The 25,002-nt window shown below is 73.9% G+C and carries 25 protein-coding genes; 10 read left to right on the top strand and 15 right to left on the bottom strand.

Annotated features, from left to right (window positions below):
- Window positions 1-108 precede the first annotated feature (108 nt).
- From rfbB to EDF38_RS04520, 3 genes are read left to right on the top strand one after another with little or no spacing between them, the layout of a single operon-like run.
- The gene (rfbB, locus tag EDF38_RS04530; protein WP_123354165.1) at window positions 109-1,092 is read left to right on the top strand and encodes a dTDP-glucose 4,6-dehydratase; all 984 of its coding nucleotides are present in this window, start codon (window positions 109-111) and stop codon (window positions 1,090-1,092) included.
- Entirely contained in the window at window positions 1,092-1,979 is an 888-nt protein-coding gene (rfbD, locus tag EDF38_RS04525) for a dTDP-4-dehydrorhamnose reductase (protein WP_123354164.1), read from the top strand. The genes rfbB and rfbD overlap by 1 nt, the downstream gene beginning before the upstream one ends.
- Window positions 1,954-3,093, top strand: coding sequence for a glycosyltransferase family 1 protein (locus EDF38_RS04520; RefSeq protein WP_123354163.1), 1,140 nt, complete (start codon window positions 1,954-1,956; stop codon window positions 3,091-3,093). Before rfbD ends, EDF38_RS04520 begins: the two co-directional genes overlap by 26 nt.
- A 21-nt stretch (window positions 3,094-3,114) precedes the next feature.
- Here EDF38_RS04520 and EDF38_RS04515 read toward each other — a convergent pair whose 3' ends face one another.
- The 4 genes from EDF38_RS04515 to EDF38_RS04500 form a co-directional block, all read right to left on the bottom strand.
- Window positions 3,115-4,311, bottom strand: a complete 1,197-nt coding sequence (locus EDF38_RS04515) for an acyltransferase (protein ID WP_123354162.1) — start codon at window positions 4,309-4,311, stop codon at window positions 3,115-3,117.
- A 5-nt stretch (window positions 4,312-4,316) separates the two neighbouring features.
- A complete protein-coding gene (locus EDF38_RS04510) occupies window positions 4,317-5,660 on the bottom strand; it encodes an LCP family protein (protein WP_123354161.1) in 1,344 nt (447 codons plus the stop codon).
- Window positions 5,657-6,124, bottom strand: coding sequence for a 5-(carboxyamino)imidazole ribonucleotide mutase (gene purE, locus EDF38_RS04505; protein WP_123355024.1), 468 nt, complete (start codon window positions 6,122-6,124; stop codon window positions 5,657-5,659). The genes EDF38_RS04510 and purE overlap by 4 nt, the downstream gene beginning before the upstream one ends.
- Before the next feature lie 97 nt (window positions 6,125-6,221).
- The gene (locus EDF38_RS04500; RefSeq protein WP_123354160.1) at window positions 6,222-7,358 is read right to left on the bottom strand and encodes a 5-(carboxyamino)imidazole ribonucleotide synthase; all 1,137 of its coding nucleotides are present in this window, start codon (window positions 7,356-7,358) and stop codon (window positions 6,222-6,224) included.
- Window positions 7,359-7,491: 133 nt separating this feature from the next.
- Between EDF38_RS04500 and EDF38_RS04495 the strand changes: the two genes are divergently transcribed.
- Window positions 7,492-7,989, top strand: coding sequence for a GtrA family protein (locus EDF38_RS04495; protein WP_123354159.1), 498 nt, complete (start codon window positions 7,492-7,494; stop codon window positions 7,987-7,989).
- Between the two features lie 36 nt (window positions 7,990-8,025).
- On the opposite strand, the gene EDF38_RS04490 is transcribed toward EDF38_RS04495, so the two are convergent.
- Genes EDF38_RS04490 through EDF38_RS04475 form a run of 4 tightly spaced genes read right to left on the bottom strand, consistent with a single transcriptional unit; the run spans window position 8,026 to window position 11,214 of the window.
- Window positions 8,026-8,514, bottom strand: coding sequence for a hypothetical protein (locus EDF38_RS04490; RefSeq protein WP_148061446.1), 489 nt, complete (start codon window positions 8,512-8,514; stop codon window positions 8,026-8,028).
- Window positions 8,515-8,539: 25 nt separating this feature from the next.
- Complete coding sequence (locus EDF38_RS04485) at window positions 8,540-9,847, bottom strand: UDP-glucose/GDP-mannose dehydrogenase family protein (protein WP_123354157.1); 1,308 nt, start codon at window positions 9,845-9,847, stop codon at window positions 8,540-8,542.
- Window positions 9,848-9,881: 34 nt separating this feature from the next.
- Entirely contained in the window at window positions 9,882-10,436 is a 555-nt protein-coding gene (locus EDF38_RS04480; RefSeq protein WP_233572208.1) for a PH domain-containing protein, read from the bottom strand.
- Window positions 10,437-10,440: 4 nt separating this feature from the next.
- Window positions 10,441-11,214, bottom strand: coding sequence for a biotin--[acetyl-CoA-carboxylase] ligase (locus EDF38_RS04475; RefSeq protein WP_123354156.1), 774 nt, complete (start codon window positions 11,212-11,214; stop codon window positions 10,441-10,443).
- 100 nt (window positions 11,215-11,314) lie between these two features.
- Here EDF38_RS04475 and EDF38_RS04470 point away from each other — a divergent pair, with 100 nt between their 5' ends.
- Window positions 11,315-12,943, top strand: coding sequence for an acyl-CoA carboxylase subunit beta (locus EDF38_RS04470; protein ID WP_233572207.1), 1,629 nt, complete (start codon window positions 11,315-11,317; stop codon window positions 12,941-12,943).
- The gene (locus EDF38_RS04465) at window positions 12,940-13,188 is read left to right on the top strand and encodes an acyl-CoA carboxylase epsilon subunit (RefSeq protein ID WP_123354154.1); all 249 of its coding nucleotides are present in this window, start codon (window positions 12,940-12,942) and stop codon (window positions 13,186-13,188) included. Before EDF38_RS04470 ends, EDF38_RS04465 begins: the two co-directional genes overlap by 4 nt.
- Window positions 13,189-13,493: 305 nt before the next feature.
- On the opposite strand, the gene EDF38_RS04460 is transcribed toward EDF38_RS04465, so the two are convergent.
- The 4 genes from EDF38_RS04460 to EDF38_RS04445 form a co-directional block, all read right to left on the bottom strand.
- Window positions 13,494-14,540 carry a hypothetical protein gene (locus EDF38_RS04460; protein ID WP_123354153.1) on the bottom strand — a complete coding sequence of 349 codons (1,047 nt, stop codon included), beginning with the start codon at window positions 14,538-14,540 and terminating at the stop codon, window positions 13,494-13,496.
- Window positions 14,537-15,784 (bottom strand): sensor histidine kinase, encoded by a 1,248-nt coding sequence (locus EDF38_RS04455; RefSeq protein ID WP_123354152.1) that lies wholly within the window; start codon window positions 15,782-15,784, stop codon window positions 14,537-14,539. Before EDF38_RS04455 ends, EDF38_RS04460 begins: the two co-directional genes overlap by 4 nt.
- Window positions 15,774-16,427 carry a response regulator transcription factor gene (locus EDF38_RS04450; RefSeq protein ID WP_123355022.1) on the bottom strand — a complete coding sequence of 218 codons (654 nt, stop codon included), beginning with the start codon at window positions 16,425-16,427 and terminating at the stop codon, window positions 15,774-15,776. The genes EDF38_RS04455 and EDF38_RS04450 overlap by 11 nt, the downstream gene beginning before the upstream one ends.
- Before the next feature lie 211 nt (window positions 16,428-16,638).
- Complete coding sequence (locus EDF38_RS04445; RefSeq protein ID WP_123354151.1) at window positions 16,639-17,880, bottom strand: class I SAM-dependent RNA methyltransferase; 1,242 nt, start codon at window positions 17,878-17,880, stop codon at window positions 16,639-16,641.
- Window positions 17,881-17,906: 26 nt separating this feature from the next.
- Between EDF38_RS04445 and EDF38_RS04440 the strand changes: the two genes are divergently transcribed.
- The 4 genes from EDF38_RS04440 to EDF38_RS04425 all read left to right on the top strand — a co-directional run bounded on the left by EDF38_RS04440 (window position 17,907) and on the right by EDF38_RS04425 (window position 23,022).
- The gene (locus EDF38_RS04440; RefSeq protein WP_123354150.1) at window positions 17,907-18,593 is read left to right on the top strand and encodes a nucleoside triphosphate pyrophosphatase; all 687 of its coding nucleotides are present in this window, start codon (window positions 17,907-17,909) and stop codon (window positions 18,591-18,593) included.
- Window positions 18,594-18,687: 94 nt separating this feature from the next.
- Window positions 18,688-20,451 carry a biotin carboxylase N-terminal domain-containing protein gene (locus EDF38_RS04435; protein ID WP_123354149.1) on the top strand — a complete coding sequence of 588 codons (1,764 nt, stop codon included), beginning with the start codon at window positions 18,688-18,690 and terminating at the stop codon, window positions 20,449-20,451.
- Window positions 20,452-20,497: 46 nt separating this feature from the next.
- Window positions 20,498-21,331, top strand: a complete 834-nt coding sequence (locus EDF38_RS04430; RefSeq protein ID WP_123354148.1) for a purine-nucleoside phosphorylase — start codon at window positions 20,498-20,500, stop codon at window positions 21,329-21,331.
- Entirely contained in the window at window positions 21,328-23,022 is a 1,695-nt protein-coding gene (locus EDF38_RS04425; RefSeq protein ID WP_123354147.1) for a phospho-sugar mutase, read from the top strand. Before EDF38_RS04430 ends, EDF38_RS04425 begins: the two co-directional genes overlap by 4 nt.
- Window positions 23,023-23,113: 91 nt before the next feature.
- On the opposite strand, the gene EDF38_RS04420 is transcribed toward EDF38_RS04425, so the two are convergent.
- The 3 genes from EDF38_RS04420 to EDF38_RS04410 are packed head-to-tail and all read right to left on the bottom strand — an operon-like array spanning window position 23,114 to window position 24,961.
- Complete coding sequence (locus EDF38_RS04420; protein WP_123354146.1) at window positions 23,114-23,386, bottom strand: PTS sugar transporter subunit IIB; 273 nt, start codon at window positions 23,384-23,386, stop codon at window positions 23,114-23,116.
- Window positions 23,383-23,835, bottom strand: coding sequence for a PTS sugar transporter subunit IIA (locus tag EDF38_RS04415; protein ID WP_123354145.1), 453 nt, complete (start codon window positions 23,833-23,835; stop codon window positions 23,383-23,385). The genes EDF38_RS04420 and EDF38_RS04415 overlap by 4 nt, the downstream gene beginning before the upstream one ends.
- 1 nt (window position 23,836) lies before the next feature.
- Window positions 23,837-24,961: an adenosine deaminase gene (locus EDF38_RS04410; RefSeq protein ID WP_123354144.1), complete on the bottom strand. Its 1,125-nt coding sequence runs from the start codon at window positions 24,959-24,961 to the stop codon at window positions 23,837-23,839.
- Between the last annotated feature and the right edge of the window lie 41 nt (window positions 24,962-25,002).

Raw genomic sequence — 25,002 nt, 5'->3', positions numbered from 1 at the left:
TACCCCGATGCGGCGTCTAGGGGCCGCGATACCCGTCTCCGGGGGACAAGGACGGGCCAGCGTCTAGGATCGAGCGACACGTCCGCCATCGAACCCCAAGGAACAAGCGTGAAAATCCTCGTCACCGGCGGCGCCGGCTTCATCGGCTCCAACTTCGTCCGACGCACCCTGGAGGACGCGTACCCGGGGCTCGAGGGCGCCGAGGTCGTGGTCCTCGACGCCCTGACCTACTCGGGCAACGAGGCCAACCTCGCGAGCGTCGCCGACTCGCCCCGCTTCCGCTTCGTCGAGGGCGACATCCGCGACGGCGCCCTGCTCGACACGCTCTTCCCCGAGGTCGACGCCGTCGTCCACTTCGCGGCCGAGTCCCACGTCGACCGCTCCGTCCGCGACGCCTCGATCTTCGTCGAGACCAACGTGCTCGGCACCCAGCAGCTCCTCGACGCCGCGCTCCGCGCCGACCTGAAGCGCTTCGTGCACGTGTCCACCGACGAGGTCTACGGCTCGATCGCCGAGGGCTCCTGGGCCGAGGACCGCCCCCTCGAGCCCAACTCCCCCTACTCCGCGTCGAAGGCCGGCAGCGACCTGCTCGCCCGCAGCTACCACCGCACGCACGGCCTGAACGTCTCGATCACGCGCTGCAGCAACAACTACGGCCCCTACCACTTCCCCGAGAAGGTCATCCCGCTGTTCGTCACGAACCTCATCGACGACCAGCACGTGCCCCTCTACGGCGAGGGGAACAACATCCGCGACTGGCTGCACGTCGACGACCACACCCGCGGCATCGCCATGGTGCTCGTGGGCGGTCGCGCCGGCGAGATCTACAACATCGGCGGCGGCACCGAGCTGACCAACAAAGAGCTGACCGGCATGCTGCTCGAGGCCACCGGCAAGGACTGGTCGTACGTCGACCGCGTCCAGGACCGCCTCGGCCACGACCTCCGCTACTCGGTCGACATCTCCAAGATCCGCTCCGAGCTCGGCTACGAGCCCCAGGTGCCCTTCGCCGAGGGCCTCGCCGACGTCGTCCAGTGGTACCGCGACAACCGTCAGTGGTGGGAGCCCCTGAAGGAGCGCGCGGCCCTCTGATGAGCGCGACACGCCCCTCCTACCTCGTCACCGGCGCCCGCGGCATGCTGGGCTCCGACCTCGTCGAGGCCCTGCACGGCCGCGACGTCACCCTCCTGGCGCGCGCCGACCTCGACGTCACCGACCGCGACGCCGTCCTCCGGGCGGTCCGCGGGCACGACGTCGTGATCAACGCCGCCGCGTACACGGCGGTCGACGCCGCCGAGACCGACGAGGAGGCGGCGCTCGCGGTCAACGGGACCGCCGTCGGCGTCCTCGCCGAGGCCTGCGCCGCCTCCGGCGCGAAGTTCGTCACGGTGTCGACCGACTACGTCTTCGCGGGCGACGCCGCCACGCCCTACGCCGAGGACACGGCCCACGAGCCGCTGAACGCCTACGGCCGCACCAAGGCCGAGGGCGAGCGCCTCGCCCTCGCGGCGCACCCGGACGGCACCTACGTCGTGCGGACCGCCTGGCTCTACGGACGCCACGGCGCGAACTTCCCGAAGACCATGCTGTCGCTGGCCGCCTCGCGCCCGACGCTGAGCGTCGTCGCCGACCAGGTCGGCCAGCCCACCTGGACCCTCGACCTGGCCCGCCAGATCGTGGCGATGCTCGACGCGGACGCCCCGGCGGGCGTCTACCACGGCACGAACTCCGGCGAGACGAGCTGGTTCGAGTTCGCCCGCGAGGTGTTCCGGGCGGCCGGCCTCGACGCTGCTAGGGTCGAGCCGACCGACAGCTCGACGTTCGTCCGGCCCGCTCCGCGGCCGAGCTACAGCGTCCTCGGCCACGACGCCTGGCACCGGGCGGGCATCGCCCCCATGCGTCCGTGGCGGGAAGCCCTGGGCGAGGCCGTTGACACGGGGGTGCTCGAGACCGATGACCACGCTACGAGTAGTCGTTGACCAGGTCCTGGCACCGGTCCCCGGCGGCATCGGCCGCTACACCGCCGAGCTGACGCGCGCCCTCGTCGCGGGGGCGCCTCGCGGCTGCGACGTCGAGGGCGTCGTCGCCGCGCACCCGCAGGCCGACTACGACCGGCTGACCGACCTCGTGCCGGGCCTGTCGCACCTCACCAAGTCGCCCCTCGGGCGGCGTGAGCTCGGGCTCGCCTGGCAGACCGGGCTGCTCGGCCTCCCCGGGCGGGGCATGGTGCACGCCACGAGCCTGCTCGCTCCCCTCGGGCGGCACGACCGGGGTCTGAACCCCGGCGACCAGACGGTCGTGACGATCCACGACACCGTGCCGTGGACGCACCCCGAGACCCTCACGCCCCAGGGCGTCCGCTGGCACCGGGCCATGGCGAAGCGGGCCCACCGGTTCGCGGACGCCGTCGTCGTGCCCACGCACGCCGTCGCGTCCGAGCTCGGCGACATCCTCCCCTTCGGCGACCGCCTCCGGGTGATCGGCGGCGCGGTGAGCGACGACCTCCGCGTGCCGGCCGACGCCGACGAGCTGGCCGAGCAGCTCGACCTCCCCGAGCGCTACGTCCTCAGCGTGGGCACGCTCGAGCCGCGCAAGGGCATCGAGCCCCTCATCCGTGCCCTGGCCCACGAGGACGCGCCCGACCTGCCGCTGCTCGTGGTGGGCCCCGAGGGCTGGGGCGACGTGCGCGTCGACGAGATCGTCGCCTCCGCCGGTCTCCCGCCCGAGTCGGTGCGCGTGCTCGGACACGTCTCCGACGCGCAGCTGGCGGTGCTGCTGCAGCGCGCCACGGTCTTCGTCTTCCCGAGCCTCGCCGAGGGCTTCGGCCTGCCCGTGGTCGAGGCCCTGAGCCTCGGCACCCCCACCATCGTCTCGGACGCCCCGGCCCTCGTCGAGGTCGCCGCGGACGCCGCCGTCGTCGTGCCTCGCGAGGACGCCGCTGGCTACCCGGCCCGGCTCGCGCAGGCGATCTTCCAGGTCGTCACCGACCTCGAGCTCTCGTCGAGGCTCGGCGTCGCAGGCCTCGACCGGGCACGTGCCTACAGCTGGGGCGACTCCGCCGACAAGGTCTGGCAGCTGCACGCCGACCTCTGACCGGGGCGGGCAGCCGGCCGGTCAGCGCGGGTCGTCCGTCGACGGGCGTGCCGCCGTCGCGGGGGCGGCCTCCGCCGTGCCGCGGCCGAGGCGGCGCCCGAGGAGCCGGGCCAGCGCGTGGCTCGGCCGCTCGACGACGAGGAAGAACGCCGTGGCCACGACGAGGGAGGCCGCCACGGCGAGGACGAGGGCGCCGACGGACCCCGGCCGGGCCGACGCGGCCGCGATGACGATCGGCTCGTGCACGAGGTAGAGGCTGAACGAGATCGTGCCCGCGAACCGGAGCGGGCGCGACGAGAGCACGGCCGCGAGGGGGGCCCAGGCGCCCGCCGCGAGCACCAGCACGGTGACGCCGACGACCGTGACCGGCCGCGTGGGGACGAACGACGCCTCGGCGGGCACGAACGGCAGCACGAGCCAGTACGAGCACGTGAGGAGCAGGCCCGCGCCGACGACGAGTCCCCAGCCGAGGTCCGACCGCGACCACGGCGCCAGGCGCTCGCGCAGGGTCGGCCACCACTGCGCCAAGGCGGTCCCCACCGCGAAGAGCGGCAGGTACGACAGCGCGTCCGACCGGATCTGGAAGCCGGCCGTCGACGCCACGAGCGCCACCACGATCTGCAGCCACGGGCGCACGGAGGCGCCCCACGAGAGGAAGGCCGCGAGGAGGAGCGAGAACACCACCTCCCACTGCAGCGACCAGAGCGGGCTGATCACGCGGGACGTGCCCGAGACGAGCGTCAGGTCGCGCAGGACCGAGAGCCCCGACCAGCCGGGGCTCCGGGCCGACAGCCACGCGCTGGCGCCGCTGCCGCGCGGCAGCGTCGTGACGACCAGGGCGCCGAGGGCGACCGCGCCGAACACGGGCAGGTAGAGGCGCAGGAGACGAGCCGGCAGGTAGGCCCGCCACGAGAAGCGCGGCGACGCGGCCGCGAGGCCCAGCACGAACCCCGACAGCACGAAGAAGAGGTAGACGGCCTCCGTGCCCGCCCACAGGAGGTGCAGCGGCGTGTGGACGATCCACCAGCTGGCCCCGGAGACGGGCTGGCGGTCGTAGTACGGCGCCGCGAGCGTCGGCTGCGTGAGCAGGACGTGGTGGACCACCACCACGAGGGCGGCGAGGCCACGGAGGCCGTCGAGGCCCGAGAGGCGGCCTCCCCCTACGCCGCCGGGTCGCGGGAGCGGACGGGACCGCCGCGGCGCGCCGTGCCTCGCCACGCGGGCTAGCCGGCGCTCGACGCCGTGGCGGCCGCGACGTCGGCATGAATGACGTCGTAGTCGGGGTAGACGTTCGAGTAGGTCGGCGGCACGATCTCGAGGTCGGTGATCGGCTGCGACCGGGCGTCGCGGGCCAGCCCCACGAACGCGCTCAGCGCCCCCTGGGGGATGTCGGTGTCGACCGTCTGCACGCCCGCCGACGCGACCGCCTGGAACTTCGACAGCACCTGGGCGGGCTGGAACTGCGACAGCAGGGCCTGCTGCACCTCGCGCTGCCGTGCCATGCGGTGGTAGTCGTCCGAGCCGTGGCGGGCACGGGCGTACCAGAGCGCGTGGTACCCGTCGAGCACCTGTTTCCCGGGCTCGATCCAGCCGTCGACGTTGATCGGGTTGCCTGCGGCGTCCACCCCGCCGTTGATGGGCAGCCGCCCCTCCGTGTTGTCGACGGAGATGCCTCCGAGCGCGTCGATGAGGTCGACGAAGCCCTGCATGTCGATCAGCACGTAGTACTGCAGCGTCAGGCCGGTGACGCCCTCGACCGCGTCGCGCATCGCCTCGATGCCCGGGTTGCTGCCCTTCGACTCGGCGTCCGGGTAGAGGTCGGGGTGCTCCTCGCCGTAGGTGTACAGGTAGCTGACCAGGCAGTCGTCGCCGCAGGTGTACCCGGTCGGGAACGGCCCGTAGAGCGGGGAGCCCTCGGAGAACGGCGCGTTGTAGAGGTTGCGCGGCACCCCGACGATGGTCGTGGCGCCCGTCTCGGCGTCGATGCTCGCGACGCTGATGCTGTCGGGCCGGAGGCCGGTGCGGTCCGAGCCCGCGTCGCCGCCGAGCAGGAGGATGTTGTACCGCCCGTCGACGGGGTCGGCCGCCGCCTGCTGCGAGGTGAAGAGGTCGTTCAGCAGCCCGTGCTGCACGCCCGTGACGTAGGCGCCCCAGGCTACGGGCCCCACCGTGGCCGCCGTCAGCAGCACCATGACGCCGGCGATGAACCCCCGGGCGGTCGGCAGCGTGCGGACGATCTTGACGAGCCGCAGGGTGTCGAGGGTGAGCACGACCCAGAGCACCGCGTAGTAGACGAGGAAGACCTGCATGACGGTCAGCGCCACGACGTTCGTCGCGACCTCGAGCAGCGGCGTCTGCCAGAACAGGGCCAGGACGACGATGACCACGGCCACCGCCCACGACACCAGCGTGGAGGCGAGCCCCCAGCGACCGAGCCGCTTGCTGCCCGCGAGCACCTGCGCCGAGCCGGGGATGAGCACGTTCAGCAGCACGAGGGCCCAGGCCCGCCGCGTCATGAAGGTCGGCGACCCGAGGTCGGGGTGCCGGACGGGCAGCGCGACGCTCACAGCGACTGGCGGAGGGCCGTGTTCTTCTCCTCGACCAGCTCGCCGAGGCTGGTCGCGTACTCGGCCAGCCGGGCCGAGATGCGGGGGTCGGAAGAACCCAGGATGCGCGCGGCCAGCAGGCCCGCGTTGGCCGCCCCGCCGATGGAGACCGTCGCGACCGGGATGCCGGCCGGCATCTGCACGATCGAGAGCAGCGAGTCGAGCCCGTCGAGCTTCGCCAGGGCGACCGGCACGCCGATGACGGGGAGGGTGGTGACCGAGGCGAGCATCCCCGGGAGGTGGGCCGCGCCTCCTGCGCCGGCGATGACCACGCGGACACCGCGGCCGGCGGCCTCGCGGCCGAACCGCATCATCTTCTCGGGAGTGCGGTGGGCCGAGACGACCTCGACCTCGTGCGCCACCCCGAACTCGCTGAGGATCTCGGAGGCGCTGCGGAGGGTCGGCCAGTCGCTGTCGGAGCCCATGACGATCGAGACGACGGGCGGCCGCGAGGGGTCGTTCGGCCGTGTCGGGACGGTCGGGAGGTCATCGATCTGCTCGGGCACGAGCTAGAGGATAGCCTCAGTCGTCGAGATGGGCGGCTGCGGCGCGCGTCCGCGCGACCACGTCGTCGAGCTCGGCGCCCGTGCCCGTGACGTGCCCGACCTTGCGGCCCGGGCGCGGCTCCTTGCCGTAGTCGTGCACCTTGACGCCCGGCTGGTCGGCCAGCACGGCGGGCAGCCGGTCGGCGAACGAGCCCGACGCCGGGCCGCCGAGCACGTTGACCATGACGCTCCAGGCGGCCGTCGGCGACGCGTCGCCGAGCGGCAGGTCGAGCACCGCCCGGAGGTGCTGCTCGAACTGGCTCGTCACGGCGCCGTCGATGCTCCAGTGACCGGTGTTGTGCGGGCGCATCGCCAGCTCGTTGACGAGCAGCCGGTCGTCGGTGGTCTCGAAGAGCTCGACGGCGAGCACCCCCGTGACGTCCAGCCGCTCGGCGACCGTGCGGGCGATGTCGTCGGCCACCGCGGCGACGCGGCCGGTGCTCGACGGAGCCGGGGCGATCACCTCGGCGCAGACGCCGTCGCGCTGCACGGTCTCGACGACGGGCCACGCCACCACGTCGCCGGACGGTCGCCGGGCGACGAGCTGCGCGAGCTCGCGACGGAACTCGACGAGCTCCTCGACGAGCAGCGCGCCGTCGCCGCCGTGCTCGGCGACCGCGGCGAACCAGTCGTCGGCGCCGTCGGCCGAGCGCACGACGCGCACGCCCTTGCCGTCGTAGCCGCCGCGGGGGGTCTTCACGACGGCCCGGCCGCCGTGCTCGGCGAGGAAGGCGCCGAGCTCGACGGAGTCGTGGACGACCGCCCACTCGGGCAGCGGGAGCCCGAGCTCGGCGAGCCTCTCGCGCATGACGATCTTGTCCTGCGCGACGGCCAGGGCCGCCGGGGACGGGTGCACGGCGACGCCCGCCTCCACGAGCGCGGCCAGCACGGCCTGCGGGACGTGCTCGTGGTCGAAGGTGACGGCGTCGAGCCCGCGGGCGAAGTCGAGCACGGTCGCGGCGTCGTGGTAGTCGCCCACCGCGGTGGCCGCGAGGGCGGCCGGGCTGCCCTCGGTCTCGGCGAGCACGCGGATGTCGAGCCCCAGCGCGATCGCCGGAGGCACCATCATGCGGGCGAGCTGTCCGCCGCCGATCACGCCGATGCGGTAGGCCATGGAGTCTCCTCGGGGTCGCACCGCGGGCCGGCCGGGCGCCCGCCGACGGCGGGCCCGGCCGCGACGGCGCGGTATGTTCTCGTGACGGCTCGTCGAGCCACGGTCCATCTTGGCGGAAGCAACGAGGAGGCGCATGCGACGGCTCATCGGCCAGCTCCTGCGGTACGGCACGATCGGCGCGCTCGGCGTCGTCCTCGACCTCTCCCTCTTCAACGCCCTGCGGGCGACCGTCCTCTCCCCCGACGCCGTGGCGGCCGGACCGGTGCTCGCGAAGGTCGCCTCCGGGCTCGTGGCCATCGTCGCCGTCTGGCTCGGCAACCGCTACTGGACCTTCCGCGCCCACCGCCGACGGCGGGCCGTGCGCGAGGCGCTCGAGTTCTTCGCCGTCGCGCTCGGCGGCCTGGCCATCGGGCTCGGCTGCCTCGTCGTGTCGCACTACGTGCTCGGGTTCCGCTCGGCCGCCGCCGACAACCTGTCGACCAACGTCGTCGGGCTCGCCCTCGGCTCGGTGTTCCGCTTCAGCCTCTACAAGCTCTGGGTCTTCCATCCCGGCCGCACGGCGGCCGAGGCCCCCACCTCGGCGGAGCGCCAGGCCCTGGCCGGGGTCGGCACGCCCTCGGGCGACCGCTGACCACGGACCGGGACGGCGCCCCGGGAGCGACGACGGTCAGCCGACGAGCGCGCCGGTGACGACGGGCGCGGACGGCGTGCCCCCGATCGTGCAGCGGTACGAGACGTTCGCGACGCCCACGTCCCCGCCGGTGAACTGACCGGTGATCTCGATGGTGCGCGCGTCGCCGCTGCCCGTCAGGGCCTGCGAGCTGCGCGCCGCCCAGGCGTAGTCGCCGCCGAGCGACGTCGTCGCGGAGTCGACGCAGGCCTGGTAGGCGGTCTCGTCGGTCCAGTCCGCGGTGCCGGACGAGGGCTGCGGGGCCGGCGCGATGCTCGTCGTGCCCCCGCCCGGCGCCGGCTCGGCCGACGTGGACGGCGTCGCGGGGGCGGACGGGGAGGCCGACGCCGACGGGGACGCCGGAGCCGACGCGCTGCGGGTCGGCGTCGTGCTGGGCCCCGCGTCGCCGCCGCCGACGCAGCCGCTCAGCGCGAGCGCGGCGCCGAGGGCGACGGTGACGACGAGGGCGCGGTGGGGTGCGGTCATGCCCGCCATGCTACGGCCGGGCCGGTCAGGGGCGGCCGAGGCCGCGCGCGTCGAAGCCGGCGGCGCGCCAGGCCGTCAGGTCGAGCACGTTGCGCCCGTCGACGATGCGCTTCTGGGCGACGAGCGACCCGACGGTCTCGGGGTCGAGGGCCTTGAACTCGCGCCACTCGGTGAGCACGAGGACCACGTCGGCGCCGCGCAGGGCGGTCTCGGCGTCGGGCGCGTAGTCGAGCTGAGGAGCGAGTCGCGCGGCCGTGACGTTCGCCTCGGGGTCGAAGACGGCGACGTGGGCGCCCATCTCGTGCAGCCGCCGGGCGACGTCGAGGGCGGGCGAGTCGCGCACGTCGTCGCTGTCGGGCTTGAAGGCGAGGCCGAGCACGGCGACCCGCGAGCCCGCGGCACCGCCGACGAGCTCGTCGGCCAGCGTGACGACGCGCTCCCGGCGACGGAGGTTGACGGCGTCGACGTCGGCGAGGAACGCGAGCGAGTCGAGGCCGAGCTCGTCGGCGCGGGCCTGGAAGGCGCGGATGTCCTTCGGCAGGCAACCGCCGCCGAAGCCGATGCCGGCGTTGAGGAAGCGCCGGCCGATGCGGGCGTCGTGCCCGATCGCGTCGGCGAGCTGGGTGACGTCGGCGCCGGTGGCCTCGGCGATCTCGGCCATGGCGTTGATGAACGAGATCTTCGTGGCGAGGAAGGCGTTGGCGGAGACCTTGACGAGCTCGGCGGTCGCGTAGTCGGTGACGATGCGGGGCGTCCCGGTCGCGAGGGCCGTCTCGTAGACGGCGTCGAGCAGCGCGGTGGCCCGCTCGCCGTCGGCGCCGGCCGGGACGCCGTAGACGAAGCGGTCGGGCGAGACGGTGTCGGCGACGGCGAAGCCCTCGCGGAGGAACTCCGGGTTCCAGGCCAGGTCGGCCCCCGGCGAGGAGGCGCGGACCACCTCGGCGAGGCGCGCCGCGGTGCCCACCGGGACGGTCGACTTGCCGACGACGAGGTCGCCCTCCGACAGGTGCGGCAGCAGCCCCTGCACCGCGGCGTCGACGTAGGTCAGGTCGGCGGCGTGGCTGCCCGCGGTCTGGGGCGTGCCGACCGCGACGAAGTGCACCTGCGCCCCGGCGGCCTCGCTCATGTCGGTCGTGAAGCGGAGCCGGCCGCTGGCGGTGGCGCGCTCGAGGACCTCGGGCAGGCCCGGCTCGAAGAAGGGCGCGCGGCCCGCCGACAGCTCGGCGACCTTCCGCTCGTCGACGTCGACGCCGACGACGTCGTGTCCGAGCTCGGCCATGCACGCAGCATGGACGGCCCCCAGGTAGCCACAACCGATGACAGAGATCCTCATGGGAAAAAACCTAGGGGGCGACGGGGTCCGATGACTAATCGCGCCGCGGCGGACCGGGCGGCCAGCCGGGGCCCCCGGCGTCGGGGGCGGACCGGTCGTGACGGCGCCGGTCGGCCACGAGGCTCGCGTTCGCCTCCATGAGGTCGTGCAGCGTCGCCTGGACGAGATCGGCACCGGGCACGTCCCAGAGCACGACGGGGCGGTCGAGCCCGGTGTTGATGAGCACGTCGCCGCTGCGGAAGAGGCTCTGCACGCCGTTCTTCCGCACGGTGAGGTCGTAGCCCCGGCTGTGCAGGAGCTCTTGCCGCGTGCGGACGAAGAGCCCGCGTCGGATGACGATGCGCCGGGTCGTGACGACGTAGTGACGGCCCGACCAGACGAGCAGCGGGACGAGCCAGAGCAGCACGGCGAGCGCGGCCGCGGCGCCGAGCAGCACCTGGTTCTGCCACTCCTCGTCGAAGCTGCCCGCGAACCAGCCCGCGGCGCCGCAGAGCACGACGAGGACGACCGACGGCCAGAACAGCACGCGGGCGTGCGGGTGCAGGCGCGCGATCACCCTCTCGGGCTGCGGCTGCCGGGGGTCGCTCATGGGGTCATTCATACCGCAGATGCGTCACGTCGCCCGAGGCCACGGCGACGTCGCCTCGACCCGGCGCCCGGACGACGAGCCGGCCGTCGGCGTCGAGCCGGACCGCCTCGCCGACGAGGTCCGCGCCTCCCGGCAGCTCGACCCGCACCCGGCGGCCGATCGTCGTGCACTCGGCCTCCACCCGGGCCCGGACGGCCTCGCGGGCCGGTTCGTCGCCCGTGGCGAGCGCGGCGAGCAGCCCTCGGGTCCCGTCGAGCCAGGCCGACAGCACCCGGTCGGCCAGCGCCTCCGGCGTGCCCTCCGCACCGTGCAGGCCGAGCGACGTCGAGGTCGGGGTCGGCAGCTCGTCCGCGGCGAGGGCGAGGTTGACGCCGGCGCCGACGACGACGGCCGACCCGTCGGGCCGCAGCTCGGCCAGCAGGCCCGCCACCTTGAGGCCGTCGACCTGGACGTCGTTCGGCCACTTGAGCCCGACCTCGCCCCGGGTCACGACCGCCGCGACGGAGGCGCGCATCGCCGCCCCGGCGACGAGCGGCACCCAGCCGAGGGCGTCCGGCCCGAGGCGCCGGGCGTCGAGGAGGAGGCTCGCCGCGAGGGTCCGCCCGGGCGGAGCCGTCCACGTGCGGCCGAGGCGGCCCCGGCCCGCCGTCTGGGAGAGGGTCGCGAGGACGCTGCCGTCGGGGGCGGCGGCGTCGGCCAGCAGGTCGGCGTTCGTCGACCCGGTCTCGTCGACCCGGACGAGGCGGGAGGCGCGGGCTGAGCTGAGCGGGAAGGTCACCAGCCCACCATATTCTGCGAGGACTCCCACAACTCCGGGTCCGCCGGACGTGCGGATGTCTCCAACGGCGGGCGCCGACGCCCTGGGTAGAGTGAAGCGCGTGACTTCCGACCCCACCTCCCCCGGCGCCCCGCAGCCCGAGGCCGCGCAGCCCGACCTCCGCACCACCGCCGGCAAGCTGGCCGACCTCCGCTCGCGGTACCACGAGGCCGTGACGGCGAGCGGCGAGGCCGCGATCGCCAAGCAGCACGCCAAGGGCAAGATGACGGCGCGCGAGCGCATCGACGGCCTGCTCGACCCGGGGTCGTTCGTCGAGCTCGACGAGTTCGTCCGCCACCGCACCCACGCTTTCGGCATGGAGGCCAAGCGCCCCTACGGCGACGCCGTCGTCACCGGCACGGGCACGATCCACGGCCGCCAGGTCGCCGTCTACTCGCAGGACTTCACCGTCTTCGGCGGGTCGCTCGGCGAGGTGGCCGGCGAGAAGATCATCAAGGTGATGCAGCTCGCGCTGAAGACCGGCGTGCCGATCATCGGCATCCTCGACAGCGGCGGGGCGCGCATCCAGGAGGGCGTCGTCGCCCTCGGCAAGTACGGCGAGATCTTCCGCCTCAACACCGCCGCGTCGGGCGTCATCCCGCAGATCTCGCTCATCATGGGGCCGGCGGCCGGAGGCGCGGTGTACTCCCCCGCCCTCACCGACTTCGTCATCATGGTCGACAAGACCAGCCACATGTTCGTGACCGGCCCCGACGTCATCAAGACGGTGACGGGCGAGGACGTCGGCTTCGAGGAGCTCGGCGGCGCCCTGACGCACAACACGGTGAGCGGCGTCTCGCACTACCTCGCCAGCGACGAGGACGACGCCCTCGACTACGCCCGGTCGCTGCTGTCGTACCTGCCCGACAACAACCTGTCCGAGCCCCACGTCTTCGACCGGGCGGTCGAGCTCGAGACGACCGACGACGACCGGCAGCTGAACACGCTGATCCCCGACAGCCCGAACCAGCCCTACGACGTCACGACCGTCATCGAGCACGTCGTCGACGACGGCGAGTTCCTCGAGGTGCAGCCGCTCTTCGCCCCGAACATCGTCATCGGCTTCGGCCGCGTCGAGGGCCGCTCGGTCGGCATCATCGCCAACCAGCCCTCGGCCATGGCCGGCACCCTGAACATCGAGGCCGGCGAGAAGGCGAGCCGCTTCGTGCGGTTCTGCGACGCCTTCGGCATCCCGATCCTCACGCTCGTCGACGTGCCGGGCTACCTGCCGGGCACCGACCAGGAGTGGACCGGCGTCATCCGCCGCGGGGCGAAGCTGCTCTACGCGTACGCGGAGGCGACCGTGCCCCTCGTCACGGTCATCACGCGCAAGGCCTACGGCGGCGCCTACATCGTCATGGGGTCGAAGCAGCTCGGCGCCGACATCAACCTCGCCTGGCCCACGGCCGAGATCGCGGTGATGGGCGGACAGGGCGCCGTCAACATCCTGTACCGCGGCGAGATCAAGGCCGCCGAGGCCGCGGGCGAGGACGTCGCCGAGGTGCGGGCCCGGCTCGCCAGCGAGTACACCTACAACGTGGCCAGCCCGTTCCTCGCTGCAGAGAGAGGCGAGCTCGACGGCGTCATCGAGCCCGCGGCCACCCGCGTCTCCGTGATCAAGGCCCTCCGAGCCCTCCGCACGAAGCGCGCCGAGCAGCCGCCCAAGAAGCACGGGAACATCCCCCTGTGACCGGGCGCCACGCGGCCGCGTCGTCCCCCGGGGCGGACGACGCCCTGCTGCGCGTCGTCTCGGGCTCCCCGAGCGCGGAGGAGCTCGCGGCCGTGACGGCCGTGCTGGCCGCCGTCGAGGCCGCCGAGGCCGCGCAGGCGGCGACCGCCGCCGTGCCGGTGGAGACCGCCTGGTCGCGGTCGCAGCGGCGACTCCGACGCCCGCAGTCGCGCGGCGCCGGGCACTGGCGCGGCTTCTCCGCCTGAGCGGAGGCCGAGAGGGGCCAGACTCGTCCGTCTGCCCTCCGGTGTCCCCCTAAATGACGACTGTGCACGGGCTCCACCGGGGCGCATAGTAGTTCTTGCTAGGTGTCTCTCTCAGAGTTGCATCGCCGATCGGACGCCGACTAGGGTAAGCGGGCTCCGATCGGGGGCGGGTCAGGGCGGTATTCGGGTTATCGCCCTGACCCGGGATCTTCCGGAAGGCCCAGACGTCACCGTCTGGGCCTTCCGTCATCTCCGGGGCCCTCTCGCCGGTCGCCGCGAGTCGCCCGAGGACTCCCCCTCGGCCGTCAGTCGACGTGCCGCGGGATCTGCAGCCAGAGCTGCACCTCGTCGTCGTCCTCGTCGTCGTCGTCCCCCGTCGAGACTCCCTGCCCGAGGGCGCTCGACGACGGGTCGGGCGAGCCGATCCCCACCACCGTCACCGCGTCGTCCCCGCCCCCGGGCACGGTCCGCACGATGAGGCGGTCGGCCGACGAGCCGTGCAGCGCCTCCGCGAGCGCGGCATGGACGCGCCGGAGGTCGTCGACCCCGAGGTCGTCGATGCCGCCCTCGTCGAGGAGGCTCACGACGGCGCCGCGACGGCGGGCCGCCATGACCTCGGCCCGCACCGCGTCGTCGAGCAGGCGCCGCCCGCGGATCTCGTCGCGGATGGCGCCCTCGAGGTGGAGGCACTCCTCGCGCTGGCCGGCGTCGAGGTCGCCGCCCTGGGCGACGATGGCCTGCAGCATGGGCCGGGCGGTCCGTCCCGTCTGCAGCAGGCGGTACTGACGCTCGTTGACGTGGGCCTCCTGCGCCGCCTGCCAGTCGGCCGCCTCGTGCTCGGCGAGGATGAACTCGCGGGTCTCGCGGCTGGCCCGCGTCAGGGTCGACGAGATGGCGTGGGAGAACGCCACCCAGCTGACACTGCCCACGGCGCCGATGTCGGCGAGGGCCCCGAACCCGGCCCACGACGCGGCGTGCACGGCCATGAAGCCGACGCCGAGCCACGCGAAGCCCTGTCGTCGGCGCGTCGACACGATGACCATCAGCGTGCCAACGGCCGCGACGTACCAGGTCGCGTAGCCGTTCTTGTCGGACGGGTCGAGCTGGGACGTCACCTGGAGCGGCACCACGATGCTGACGGCGAGCGCGAAGCCGGCGAGCCAGACGGGCATGGCCGGCTGCCGTGACGGCCAGAGCACCATGACCGTGACCACCCCGTACAGGGCCATGCACGCCACGACGGGCACCGGATCGGCGACCCGGTCGAGCGACGCCGCCGCCAGCACGAGGTGGTAGGCCGAGAACACGGCGGCCAGGGACACGATGAGCCACCGGGGCACCGAGACCCTCACGAGGCCGCCTCCGCCGCGTCGTCGACGGCCGGCCAGCGGAGGCGCACCACGGTCCCCTCGCCGGGGCGCGAGTCGATCCGGGCGCGGCCTCCGGCGTTGGCGACCCGCTCGAGGATCGACACGCGCACCCCGAGACGGCCCTCGGGCACCTCGGCCGGGTCGAAGCCCGCCCCCGTGTCGCCGACCGCGACCTCGGCGCCGCCGTCCTCCGTCGGCGCGAGGTCGATCCACCGCCGCACCCCCGGGCCGTCGCCCGCGTGCTGCGAGCTGTTGACGACCGCCTGCACCGCGGCGCTGCAGAGCGCCTCGGCCGCCGGCGACGGCAGGCCGTGGTCCTCCAGCCCCTCGGTGGCGACGTCGACCTCGACGCCCAGCTCGGCGATCGCGGCCACCAGCCGGTCGCGCAGGGCGCAGAGGGTCGTGTGCGACTCGTCGAACGGCGTCGAGCTCGCCGCCGTCGAGAGGTGGGCCATGGCGTTGCGCGCCATGTTCGTCGCGAGCACCTTCTCCTCCGGCGACCACGCCCGGGCGGCCTGGATGAAGGTGGTGAGGACGCTGTCGTGCACGATCGCGTCGACCTGGACGCGCTCGAGCTCCGTCGCGTGCTCCCGGATCGCGGACGAGTAGCGGGTGACCGCGGTCGCCTGCGCGGCGTCGACCGCGGCGCTGGCCTGGCGCAGGATCAGGACGAGGATGAGCACGCCGCCCCCGAGCAGCACGGCGTACGTCGAGTCGAGCACCGCGCGGGAGACCGACACCGCGCCTCCGGACGGGGTGAGGCGGATGAGGCCGTAGACGATCGGGGCGGCGAAGAGGTACGCCGTCGCGACCCAGGCCGAGAACGAGTAGGCGGCCGCGGCGGTGGCCACCGTGCAGAGGTACCAGAGCCAGGGCTGCTGGGGCTGGACGACGCCCGGGTCCTCGACGGCGAGGGGCCAGGTCACGAGGGCGATGAGGTACGCGATCGCGAGGAACGCGCACGCGGTCTCGACGCCGCGGACGACGACGCTCGCGACGCCGATGACGACGAAGCCGCCGAACATCGACAGGCCGATGATCCAGGCCCAGGCGAGCTGCATGTCGTCGAACTGCGTCACCGCGGTGGTCAGGGCCTGCAGGCCGAAGACGAGCCCGGCGGCGCCGACGACACGACCGAGCACCTTGTCGAAGAGGGCCCGGCTGATGGGGTTCCGCGCCGCGCGGGGCGGCGGGGCGGGAGCGGTCGGCGGCCGCTCAGCGGCCATCGGCGCCGTCCGCGTCGAGACCCGGCAGGATGCCGTCCTCGACGGCGCGACGCAGGAGGTCGACCTTCGTGGGCGCGGGGCGTCCGACCTCGACGTACTTGACGCGGATGCGGTCGAGGTACTCGCGGGCGGTGGAGTAGCCGATCCCGAGCTGCTGCGCGGCCAGCTTGAGCGGCAGGCCGGAGGCGTAGAGGTGCAGGATCTCGCGCTCACGGCGACCGAGCTGGGCCTTGGCGAAGTCGCGGTCGGCGTCGATGGCGCTCGCCCACTCGAGGTTGTTGAGCACGTCGCCGCGCGCCACCGTCGCGACGGCCGCCATGACGGTCTTCGTGGCCGACGACTTGGGGATGACCCCCGCCGCCCCCGCGGCGAGCGCCTCGCGCACGCTGGCGACGCGGTCGGCGATGCTGTGGACGAGCACGGCCGAGCCGGTCGCCTGCACGCGCTTGACGTTCTCGGTGACCGTCGACCCGTCGCCGAGCGACAGGTCGAGGACGACGACGTCGACCTCACGACCGGCCAGGCCCTCGACGAACTCGGTGACGCCGGCCGCCGTGAGCACGACCTCGAAGCCCTCGTTCTGGCACGCGGCCTGGATGCCCAGGCGGACCGACTCGTGGTCGTCGACGATGGCGACGCGCACGGGCGCGGGGGCGGACGAGGTCGACGCGGTCGACGCGGCGGCGTCCGTCGAGGTTTCGGTCACGGTGTTCCTTCGGTCGGCGTGCGGCCCGGTCCCTGATCCTGGCCGTCAACACCGCCCATCGTATCGGTACGCCCGTCCCCCGCCCCCGACGCCCGGGCCGGTCCGCGCCTCCCCTTCGGGGGTGCCGGCGCCCCGCGACGACCGTCGCTCAGCGGCGTCGGAGCCGCACGACCGTCTCGACGTGGTGGGTGCTCGGGAAGAGGTCCCAGGCGCGGAGGGCGTCCACGTCGTACCCGCCGTCACGGAAGAGCGCGACGTCGCGGGCGAGGGCGACGGGGTCGCACGCGACGTAGACGACCTGGGCCGGGGCGAGCTCGGTGATCGCCTCGACGACCTCGCGGCCGGCGCCCGAGCGCGGCGGGTCGAGGACGACGGTCGCGGCCCGGTGACGGCTGCGCTCGGCGGCGCCCGCCTGCGAGGCGACCTGGCGGATCCAGCGCTCGACGCGCCCCGTGACGGCGGAGGCCCCGAGCCACTCGGCGAGGTTCTCCGACGCGTGCTCGGTCGCGCGCTCGTCGCTCTCGACGCTCGTGACCCGGGTGGCCGGCCCGAACTCGTCGCCGAGCGCGGCGGCGAGGAGCCCGACGCCGCCGTAGAGGTCGAGGTTCGCGGCGCGCGGGTCGAACGCCTCGGGGTCGACGAGGTCGCGGACGGCGGCCGACAGCGTCTCGGCCGCGTGGCGGTGGACCTGCCAGAACCCGCGGTCGTCGAGCTGGAACTCGCGGTCGCCGACGCGCTCGGTGACCGTGCTGCGGGCCTGGTCGCCGATGATCAGGCGGGCGCCGCCGTCGCTCGTGGCGAGCACGTCGACGTGCTGCTCGCCGGGGAACGCGTCGCCGAGCGGCGCCGCCTCGGCGACCTCCGGGGTCGCCAGGGGCAGGTCGTCGACGTGCACGACCGTGTGCGAGCGGACGGCGTAGGGGCCCGGGCGGCCGTCGGCGTCGACGTGCAGCCGCACCCGCGTGCGCCAGCCGGTGCCGCCGCGCTCGTCGTCGCCCGGCAGCGCGGCGACCTCGACCGTGGCCTCGGCCTCGCCCATGCCCCCGGTGCGCACGAGCGCGTCACGGATCACCTGGGCCTTCAGGGCGCGCTGGTGCGGGAGGGCGATGTGGCCGAACTCCGCGCCTCCGGCCCGCCGCTCGGGCGCGACGTCGAGGGCGGCGGCCGACCAGACGTGCTCGCGGCGGTGCTCGCTCGGCTCGAGCACGGCGACCGTCTCGGCGCGCCAGAACGACTTCTTCCGGTCGTCAGTGACGCGCGCGACCACCCGCTCGCCGGGCAGGGTGTCGGACACGAACACCACCCGGCCGTCGAGGCGCGCCACCGAGATGCCCCCGTGTGCGATGCCGGTCACGTCCAGTTCGACCTCACGGCCCTGCATGTCTCCCATGCGACGAGTCTGACAGGCTGGTCGGCATGACCGTCCCCCTCTACCTGGCCAGCACCTCCCCCGCCCGCCTCGCACTGCTGCGGGCCGCCGGGATCGAGCCCGTGCTCATCAGCCCCGGCGTCGACGAGGAGGCGGCGGTCGCGCACGAGGAGGAGCGCCTCGGCCGCCCCCTCGACGCCGCCGCCACGGTCTCGCTGCTCGCGCGGCTCAAGGCCGAGGCCGTGCTCGACGTCACGGTCGACGGACGCCCGCTCGACGGCCTCGTGCTCGGCGGCGACAGCGCGTTCGAGTTCGCCGGCGAGGTGCACGGCAAGCCGCACGAGCCCGCCCTGGCCCTCGCCCGCTGGGAGCGCATGGCCGAGGTCGGGGAGGGCACCCTCTGGTCGGGCCACTGGCTGGTCGACCACCGGGGAGGCGCGCCCCGCGTCTCCGAGGAGCACCCGGCCGGGGGCGCCGGCGCCGTCGCCAGCGCGCACCTCACCTTCGCCGACGACCTCGACCCGCACGAGCTCGCCGCCTACGTCGCGACCGGCGAGCCCCTCGAGGTGGCGGGGGCGTTCACCATCGACGGCATCGCCTCCGCGTTCATCAGCCGGATCGAGGGCACGCCGAGCGCGGTCGTCGGCCTCTCGGTGCCGGTGCTCCGCTCCCTGGTGAAGGGCTTCGGCGTGCCTTGGCACGAACTGTGGACGAGCGGGGCGACCCCGGCCTGACCGGGCGCCTGGTAGGAAAGCTCACGCGCCTCCGGCCCGTTTTTGTGCACGTCAGCCAAAGGACGGGTGTCGACTCCGAATAAGGTGGGGGACTATGCCGCGTATCAGCAAGGTCCTCATCGCCAACCGTGGAGAGATCGCCGTCCGGGTGATCCGGGCCGCGCGCGACAGCGGCATCGCCTCGGTCGCCGTCTACGCCGACCAGGACCGCGACGCCCCGCACGCCCGACTCGCCGACGAGGCCTACGCCCTGGGCGGCACGACGAGCGCCGAGACCTACCTCGTCATCGACAAGATCCTCTCGGTCGCGCGCCGCTCCGGCGCCGACGCCGTGCACCCCGGCTACGGCTTCCTCGCCGAGAACGCCGACTTCGCCCGCGCCGTCACGGCGGCGGGCCTGATCTGGATCGGCCCCTCCCCCGAGGCGATCGAGCAGCTGGGCGACAAGGTCAGCGCGCGCCACATCGCCGAGCGGGTCGGCGCGCCCCTCGCCCCCGGCACCCTCAACCCCGTCTCCGGCGCCGACGAGGTGCTCGACTTCGTCGACCAGCACGGCCTGCCCGTCGCCATCAAGGCGGCGTTCGGCGGCGGCGGACGCGGCCTCAAGGTCGCCCGCACCCGCGACGAGGTGCCCGAGATGTTCGACTCGGCCGTCCGTGAGGCCGTCGCCGCCTTCGGCCGCGGCGAGTGCTTCGTCGAGAAGTACCTCGACCAGCCCCGACACGTCGAGACCCAGTGCCTGGCCGACGCGCACGGCACCGTCGTCGTCGTGTCGACGCGCGACTGCTCGCTGCAGCGCCGCCACCAGAAGCTCGTCGAGGAGGCGCCCGCCCCCTTCCTGACGGAGGCGCAGACCACCGCCCTCTACGAGTCGTCGAAGGCCATCCTCCGCGAGGTCGGCTACGTCGGCGCCGGCACCTGCGAGTTCCTGATCGGCAAGGACGGCACCGTCTCGTTCCTCGAGGTCAACACGCGCCTCCAGGTCGAGCACCCCGTCTCGGAAGAGGTGACGGGCATCGACCTGGTCCGCGAGCAGTTCCGCCTCGCCGAGGGCGGCGTGCTCGACTACGGCGACCCCGAGGCCCGCGGCCACTCGTTCGAGTTCCGCATCAACGGCGAGGACGCCGGTCGCGGCTTCATGCCGGCCCCCGGCCCCGTGCACGTCTTCAAGGCCCCGGGCGGCCCCGGCGTCCGCGTCGACAGCGGCGTGCAGGCCGGTGACGAGATCAGCGGCTCGTTCGACTCGCTGCTCGCCAAGCTGATCGTCACGGGCTCGTCGCGCGAGGACGCCCTCGAGCGCTCGCGCCGCGCCCTCGACGAGTTCGAGGTGGCCGGCCTGCCCACGGTGCTGCCCTTCCACCGCGCCATCGTCCGCGACCCCGCCTTCGCGCCCGCCGGCGACGAGCCCTTCTCGATCTACACGCGCTGGATCGAGACCGAGTTCGTCAACGACATCCCCGCGTGGAGCGGCGAGGCCGAGGCGCCCCGACCCGACGACGAGCGCACGACGGTCGTGGTCGAGGTCGGCGGCAAGCGCGTCGAGGTCTCGCTGCCTGCCGGCCTCGGTGCCCGCACCGCGCCTCCGGCCGCCGCCCCCCGCCGCCGCGGCGCCGGTCGGTCGTCGGTCGTCACCGCGACGGGCGCCGAGGTGAAGTCGCCCATGCAGGCGACCGTCGTCAAGCTCGCCGTCGAGGAGGGCCAGCACGTCGTCGCGGGCGACCTCGTGCTCGTGCTCGAGGCCATGAAGATGGAGCAGCCGGTCGCCGCCCACCGCGACGGCGTCGTCTCGGGCATCTCGGCCACCGTCGGCGAGACGGTCTCGTCGGGCCACGTGCTGCTCAGCATCGACCAGCCGTAGGGGCCCGGGGCGGGGCGGGACCCGCCCAGACCCTAGAGTGGTGCGCATGTCCGAGACACCCACGCACCCCCTCGACGACCCGACCGCCGACCCCTTCGAGGTCGCCAGGACGGCCGCCGCCGACATCGCCCGGGCGACCGGCGTCGCCCACCACGACATCGCCCTGACGCTCGGCAGCGGCTGGGCCCGCGCCGCCGACCTCCTCGGCGAGACCGTCGCCGAGGTCCCCGCGACCGAGATCACCGGCTTCAGCGCCTCCGCGGTCGTCGGGCACACCGGCTCCATCCGCAGCATCGCCCTGCCGAGCGGCAAGGCCGCGCTCGTCATCGGCGCCCGCACGCACTACTACGAGGGCCACGGCGTCCGCCGCGTCGTCCATAGCGTGCGCACCGCGGCCGCCACCGGCGCGACGACGATGATCCTCACGAACGGCGCCGGCGGCATCAAGGAGACGTGGACGCCCGGCAGCCCCGTGCTGATCAGCGACCACATCAACCTCACCGCCGACTCGCCCCTCGAGGGCGCGACCTTCATCGACCTGACCGACCTCTACTCGGCCCGTCTCCGCGACCTCGCGCGCGGCATCGACCCCACCCTCGACGAGGGCGTCTACACGCAGTTCCGCGGACCGCACTACGAGACGCCCGCCGAGGTGCAGATGGCCAAGGCCATGGGCGGCCACATCGTCGGCATGTCGACGGCGCTCGAGGCGATCGCCGCCCGCCAGGCCGGCATGGAGATCCTCGGCATGTCGCTCATCACCAACCTCGCCGCCGGCATCCAGAAAGAGCCCCTGTCGCACCAGGAGGTGCTGCAGGCCGGCCGCGACGCCGAGGCGACCATCAGCGCGCTCCTCGCCCGCATCGTGGCGGCCCTGTGAGCGACGAGCGGGCCGCCGGGCACGACGACGCCTCGGCGCTGCTCTCGGCGGCCGCCGCCTGGCGCGACCAAGACCCCGACGACCGGACCCGTGCCGAGCTCGACGCCCTGATCGAGGAGGCGCGTGCCGGCCACGACGCATCGCTCGCCGACCTGCGCGACCGCTTCGCCACGCGGCTGGCGTTCGGCACGGCCGGGCTGCGCGGTGCCCTCGGCGCCGGGCCGAACCGCATGAACCGCGTGCTCGTCGCCCAGGCGGCGGCCGGGTTCGCGGCCTTCCTCCTCGGGCGCGAGCGCGAGCCCTCGATCGTCATCGGCTACGACGGACGCACGAACTCCGACGTCTTCGCGCGCGACACCGCCGAGATCATGACCGGCGCCGGCGTGCGCGCGATCGTCCTGCCCCGGGCGCTGCCGACGCCCGTGCTGGCCTTCGCGGTGCGGCATCTCGACGTGAGCGCCGGGGTCATGGTGACGGCGAGCCACAACCCCGCCCAGGACAACGGCTACAAGGTCTACCTCGGCGGCGCCGACGCCGGGTCGCAGATCGTCTCGCCGGTCGACGCCGAGATCGCCCGCTGCATCGACGACGCGGCCACGCGGCCGATCGGCGAGCTGACGCGGTCGGACGACTACCGCGAGAGCGGGGACGACCTCGTCGGCGAGTACGTCAGCCGGACGGCCGCCCTGGCGGGCACGTCGGCCACGGGTCGCCAGCCCCGCGTCGTCTACACGGCGATGCACGGCGTCGGGTGGGAGGTCGCGCGGCGCGTCTTCGCCACCGCGGGCTTCATGGAGCCCATCCCCGTGGCCGAGCAGTCGGCTCCCGACCCGGCGTTCCCGACCGTGGCGTTCCCGAACCCGGAGGAGCCCGGCGCCCTCGACCTCGCCTTCGCGACGGCCGACCGCGTCGAGGCCGACCTGATCATCGCCAACGACCCCGACGCCGACCGGCTCGCCGTCGCCGTGCCGACGTCGGACGGCTGGAGGCGCCTCAGCGGCAACGAGGTCGGCGCCCTGCTCGGCTGGCGTGCGGCCGAGCGCGCCCGGGCGGCGGACGCCGACGGCACGCTCGCGGCGAGCATCGTCTCCTCCCCCGCCCTCCGCGAGGTGGCCCGGCGCTACGACCTCGACTACGCCGACACCCTCACGGGCTTCAAGTGGGTCTCGCGGGTCGGCGGCCTCCTCTACGGCTACGAAGAGGCCCTCGGCTACCTCGTCGACCCCGACAAGGTGCGCGACAAGGACGGCATCTCGGCCGCGGTCGACCTGCTCGCCCTCGCGACCGAGCTGCACACGGCGGGCTCGAGCGTCGCCGAGCACCTGGTCGCGTTCGACGCCGAGTTCGGCGCGTACGCCTCGTCGCAGATCTCCGTCCGCGTCGACGACCTCGACCGGATCGCCGCGCTGACGGCCCGCCTTCGCCAGTCTCCCCCGGCCCGGGTCGGCACGCACGACGTCGACCACGTCGACGACTTCCGTGACGGGTTCGGCGACTTCCCCGCCGGCGACGTGCTCCGCTACTGGTTCACCGACGGCTCGCGCGTCATCGTGCGCCCGAGCGGCACCGAGCCGAAGCTCAAGGTCTACATCGACTCCTCGAGCACCGAGGGCGATGCCGTCGCCCGTCGTGCCGCGGCGGAGGCCTCGGTCGCCGACCTCGACGCCGGCATGCGGGCCCTGCTCGCCTAGGTCCGGGCGTCCGACGACGACGGAGGGGCGGTGCCGACCGGCACCGCCCCTCCGTCGTCCCCCCGGCGCCCGGCAGGGCGTCGCGTCCGGCTCAGCCGAGCGACCTCTGCAGCTTCTCGGTGAGCTCCTGCTGGTCGAAGTGGTTCTGGATGACGATGACGTCGGCGAAGGTCGACCCGATCGCCTCGACGAACTCCGCCGAGGTGAGGATCACCTGCGCGTCGTCGCCCACCTCGGCGATGGAGGCCACGTCGGCCGCCACCACGTCGGCCTCGATGTCGAGCCGGGCGAGGACGCGCTCGGCGTTCACCTTGAGGATGCCGCTGCTGCCGATGCCGGCGCCGCAGATGGTGACGATCTTCATGCGTCCTCCGTGAGGCCCATCAGGGCCCGGATCTGGTCGGGGGTGGTCGCCGCGGCCAGCGCGGGGATGACCGAGGCGTCGTTGAACACGTTCGCCAGGTCGGCGATCGACTCGAGGTGGCCCCCGACCGACTCGACGGCGAGCCCGAGCACGACGGTGACCGGGTCGTTGTGAGGGTGGCCGAAGGGCACCGGCTCGGCCAGGGTCACGACCGCGAGCCCGTCACGGACGACGCGGTCGCCCGGGCGCGCGTGCGCCAGCACGAGCCCCGGCGCGATCACGACGTACGGCCCGTGCTCGTCGATCATGCGCACCATCTCGTCGCCGTAGCCCTCGCGGGCCGCGCCCGAGTCGACGAGCGCCGCACCCGCGACGTGGACGGCCGAACGCCAGTCGCCGACCTCCGCGGCGATGACGATCGCCTCGTCGGGGAGCGGGGGCAGCGCCACGTCAGGCCGCCTCGAACCCGGCCGTGATGCGGTCGGCGAGGTCGTCGCGGTCCTCCAGCGGGAGGAAGCTCGCGGCGGCCGCGTTGAGCTGGAAGGCCTGCAGGTCGCCCAGGTCGTAGTCGAACGCCTGCGTCAGCAGCGCGAGCTCCTTGCTGATGCTCGTGTCGCTCATCAGGCGGTTGTCGGTGTTCACGGTGACGCGGTAGCCGAGCTGGTACAGCAGGTCGAACGGGTGGTCGTCGAGGTCGCGGCCCCAGGCGGCGATCGCGCCGGTCTGGAGGTTCGACTGCGGCGACAGCTCGAGGGCGATCTCGCGGTCGCGCACCCAGGCGGCGATCGGGCCGAGCTCGACGGTGGTCTGCTCGCCCTTGCTCTCGACGACCCGGATGTCCTCCGCGATGCGGACGCCGTGGCCGAGGCGCAGGGCCCGGCCGTCGATCAGGGCGCCGCGGATGCTGTCGAGGCCGTCGGCCTCGCCCGCGTGGACGGTGACCGGGAAGAACTCGCGGGCCAGCAGGTCGAACGCCGGGCGGTGGTTGCCGGCCGGGAAGCCCGCCTCGGCCCCGGCGATGTCGAAGCCGATGACGCCCGACTCGCGGTGGCGGACGGCCAGCTGAGCGATCTCGAGGCCGCGGTCGGCGTGCCGCATGGCGGTGACGAGCTGTCCGACGCTGATCTCGTGGCCCTCGTCGGCGAGCTGGGCGATCGCGGCGTCGATGCCGGACTGCACGGCCTCGACGGTCTCGTCGAGCGAGAGCCCGCCGCGGAGGTGCTGCTCGGGCGCCCAGCGCACCTCGCCGTGCACGACGCCGTCGGCCGCGAGGTCGAGGACGAACTCGTGCGCGACGCGGGCGAGGCCCGACTCGGTCTGCATGACCGCGGTCGTGACGTCGAAGGTCTTCAGGTAGTCGGGCAGGTTGCCCGAGTCGGCGTTCTCGACGAACCAGCGGCCGAGGGCGTCGGCGCCTCCCTGGACGGGCAGCTCGTAGCCGATCTCGTCGGCGAGCTCGACGATGGTCTGCGGACGCAGGCCCCCGTCGAGGTGGTCGTGCAGCGAGACCTTCGGGAGGGAGACGATGCTCGGCCCTCCGTCGGGCATGCGGTAGTCCTTGTCCGGTGCGCTCATCCCGTCAATCTACCCGCGACCCGGGGCACGATCCTGGACGC

Origin of the sequence: Frigoribacterium sp. PhB160 (assembly GCF_003751785.1) — a bacterium.
In the GTDB taxonomy this organism is placed as follows: domain Bacteria; phylum Actinomycetota; class Actinomycetes; order Actinomycetales; family Microbacteriaceae; genus Frigoribacterium.
This window is presented reverse-complemented; position numbering and strand designations above follow the sequence as displayed.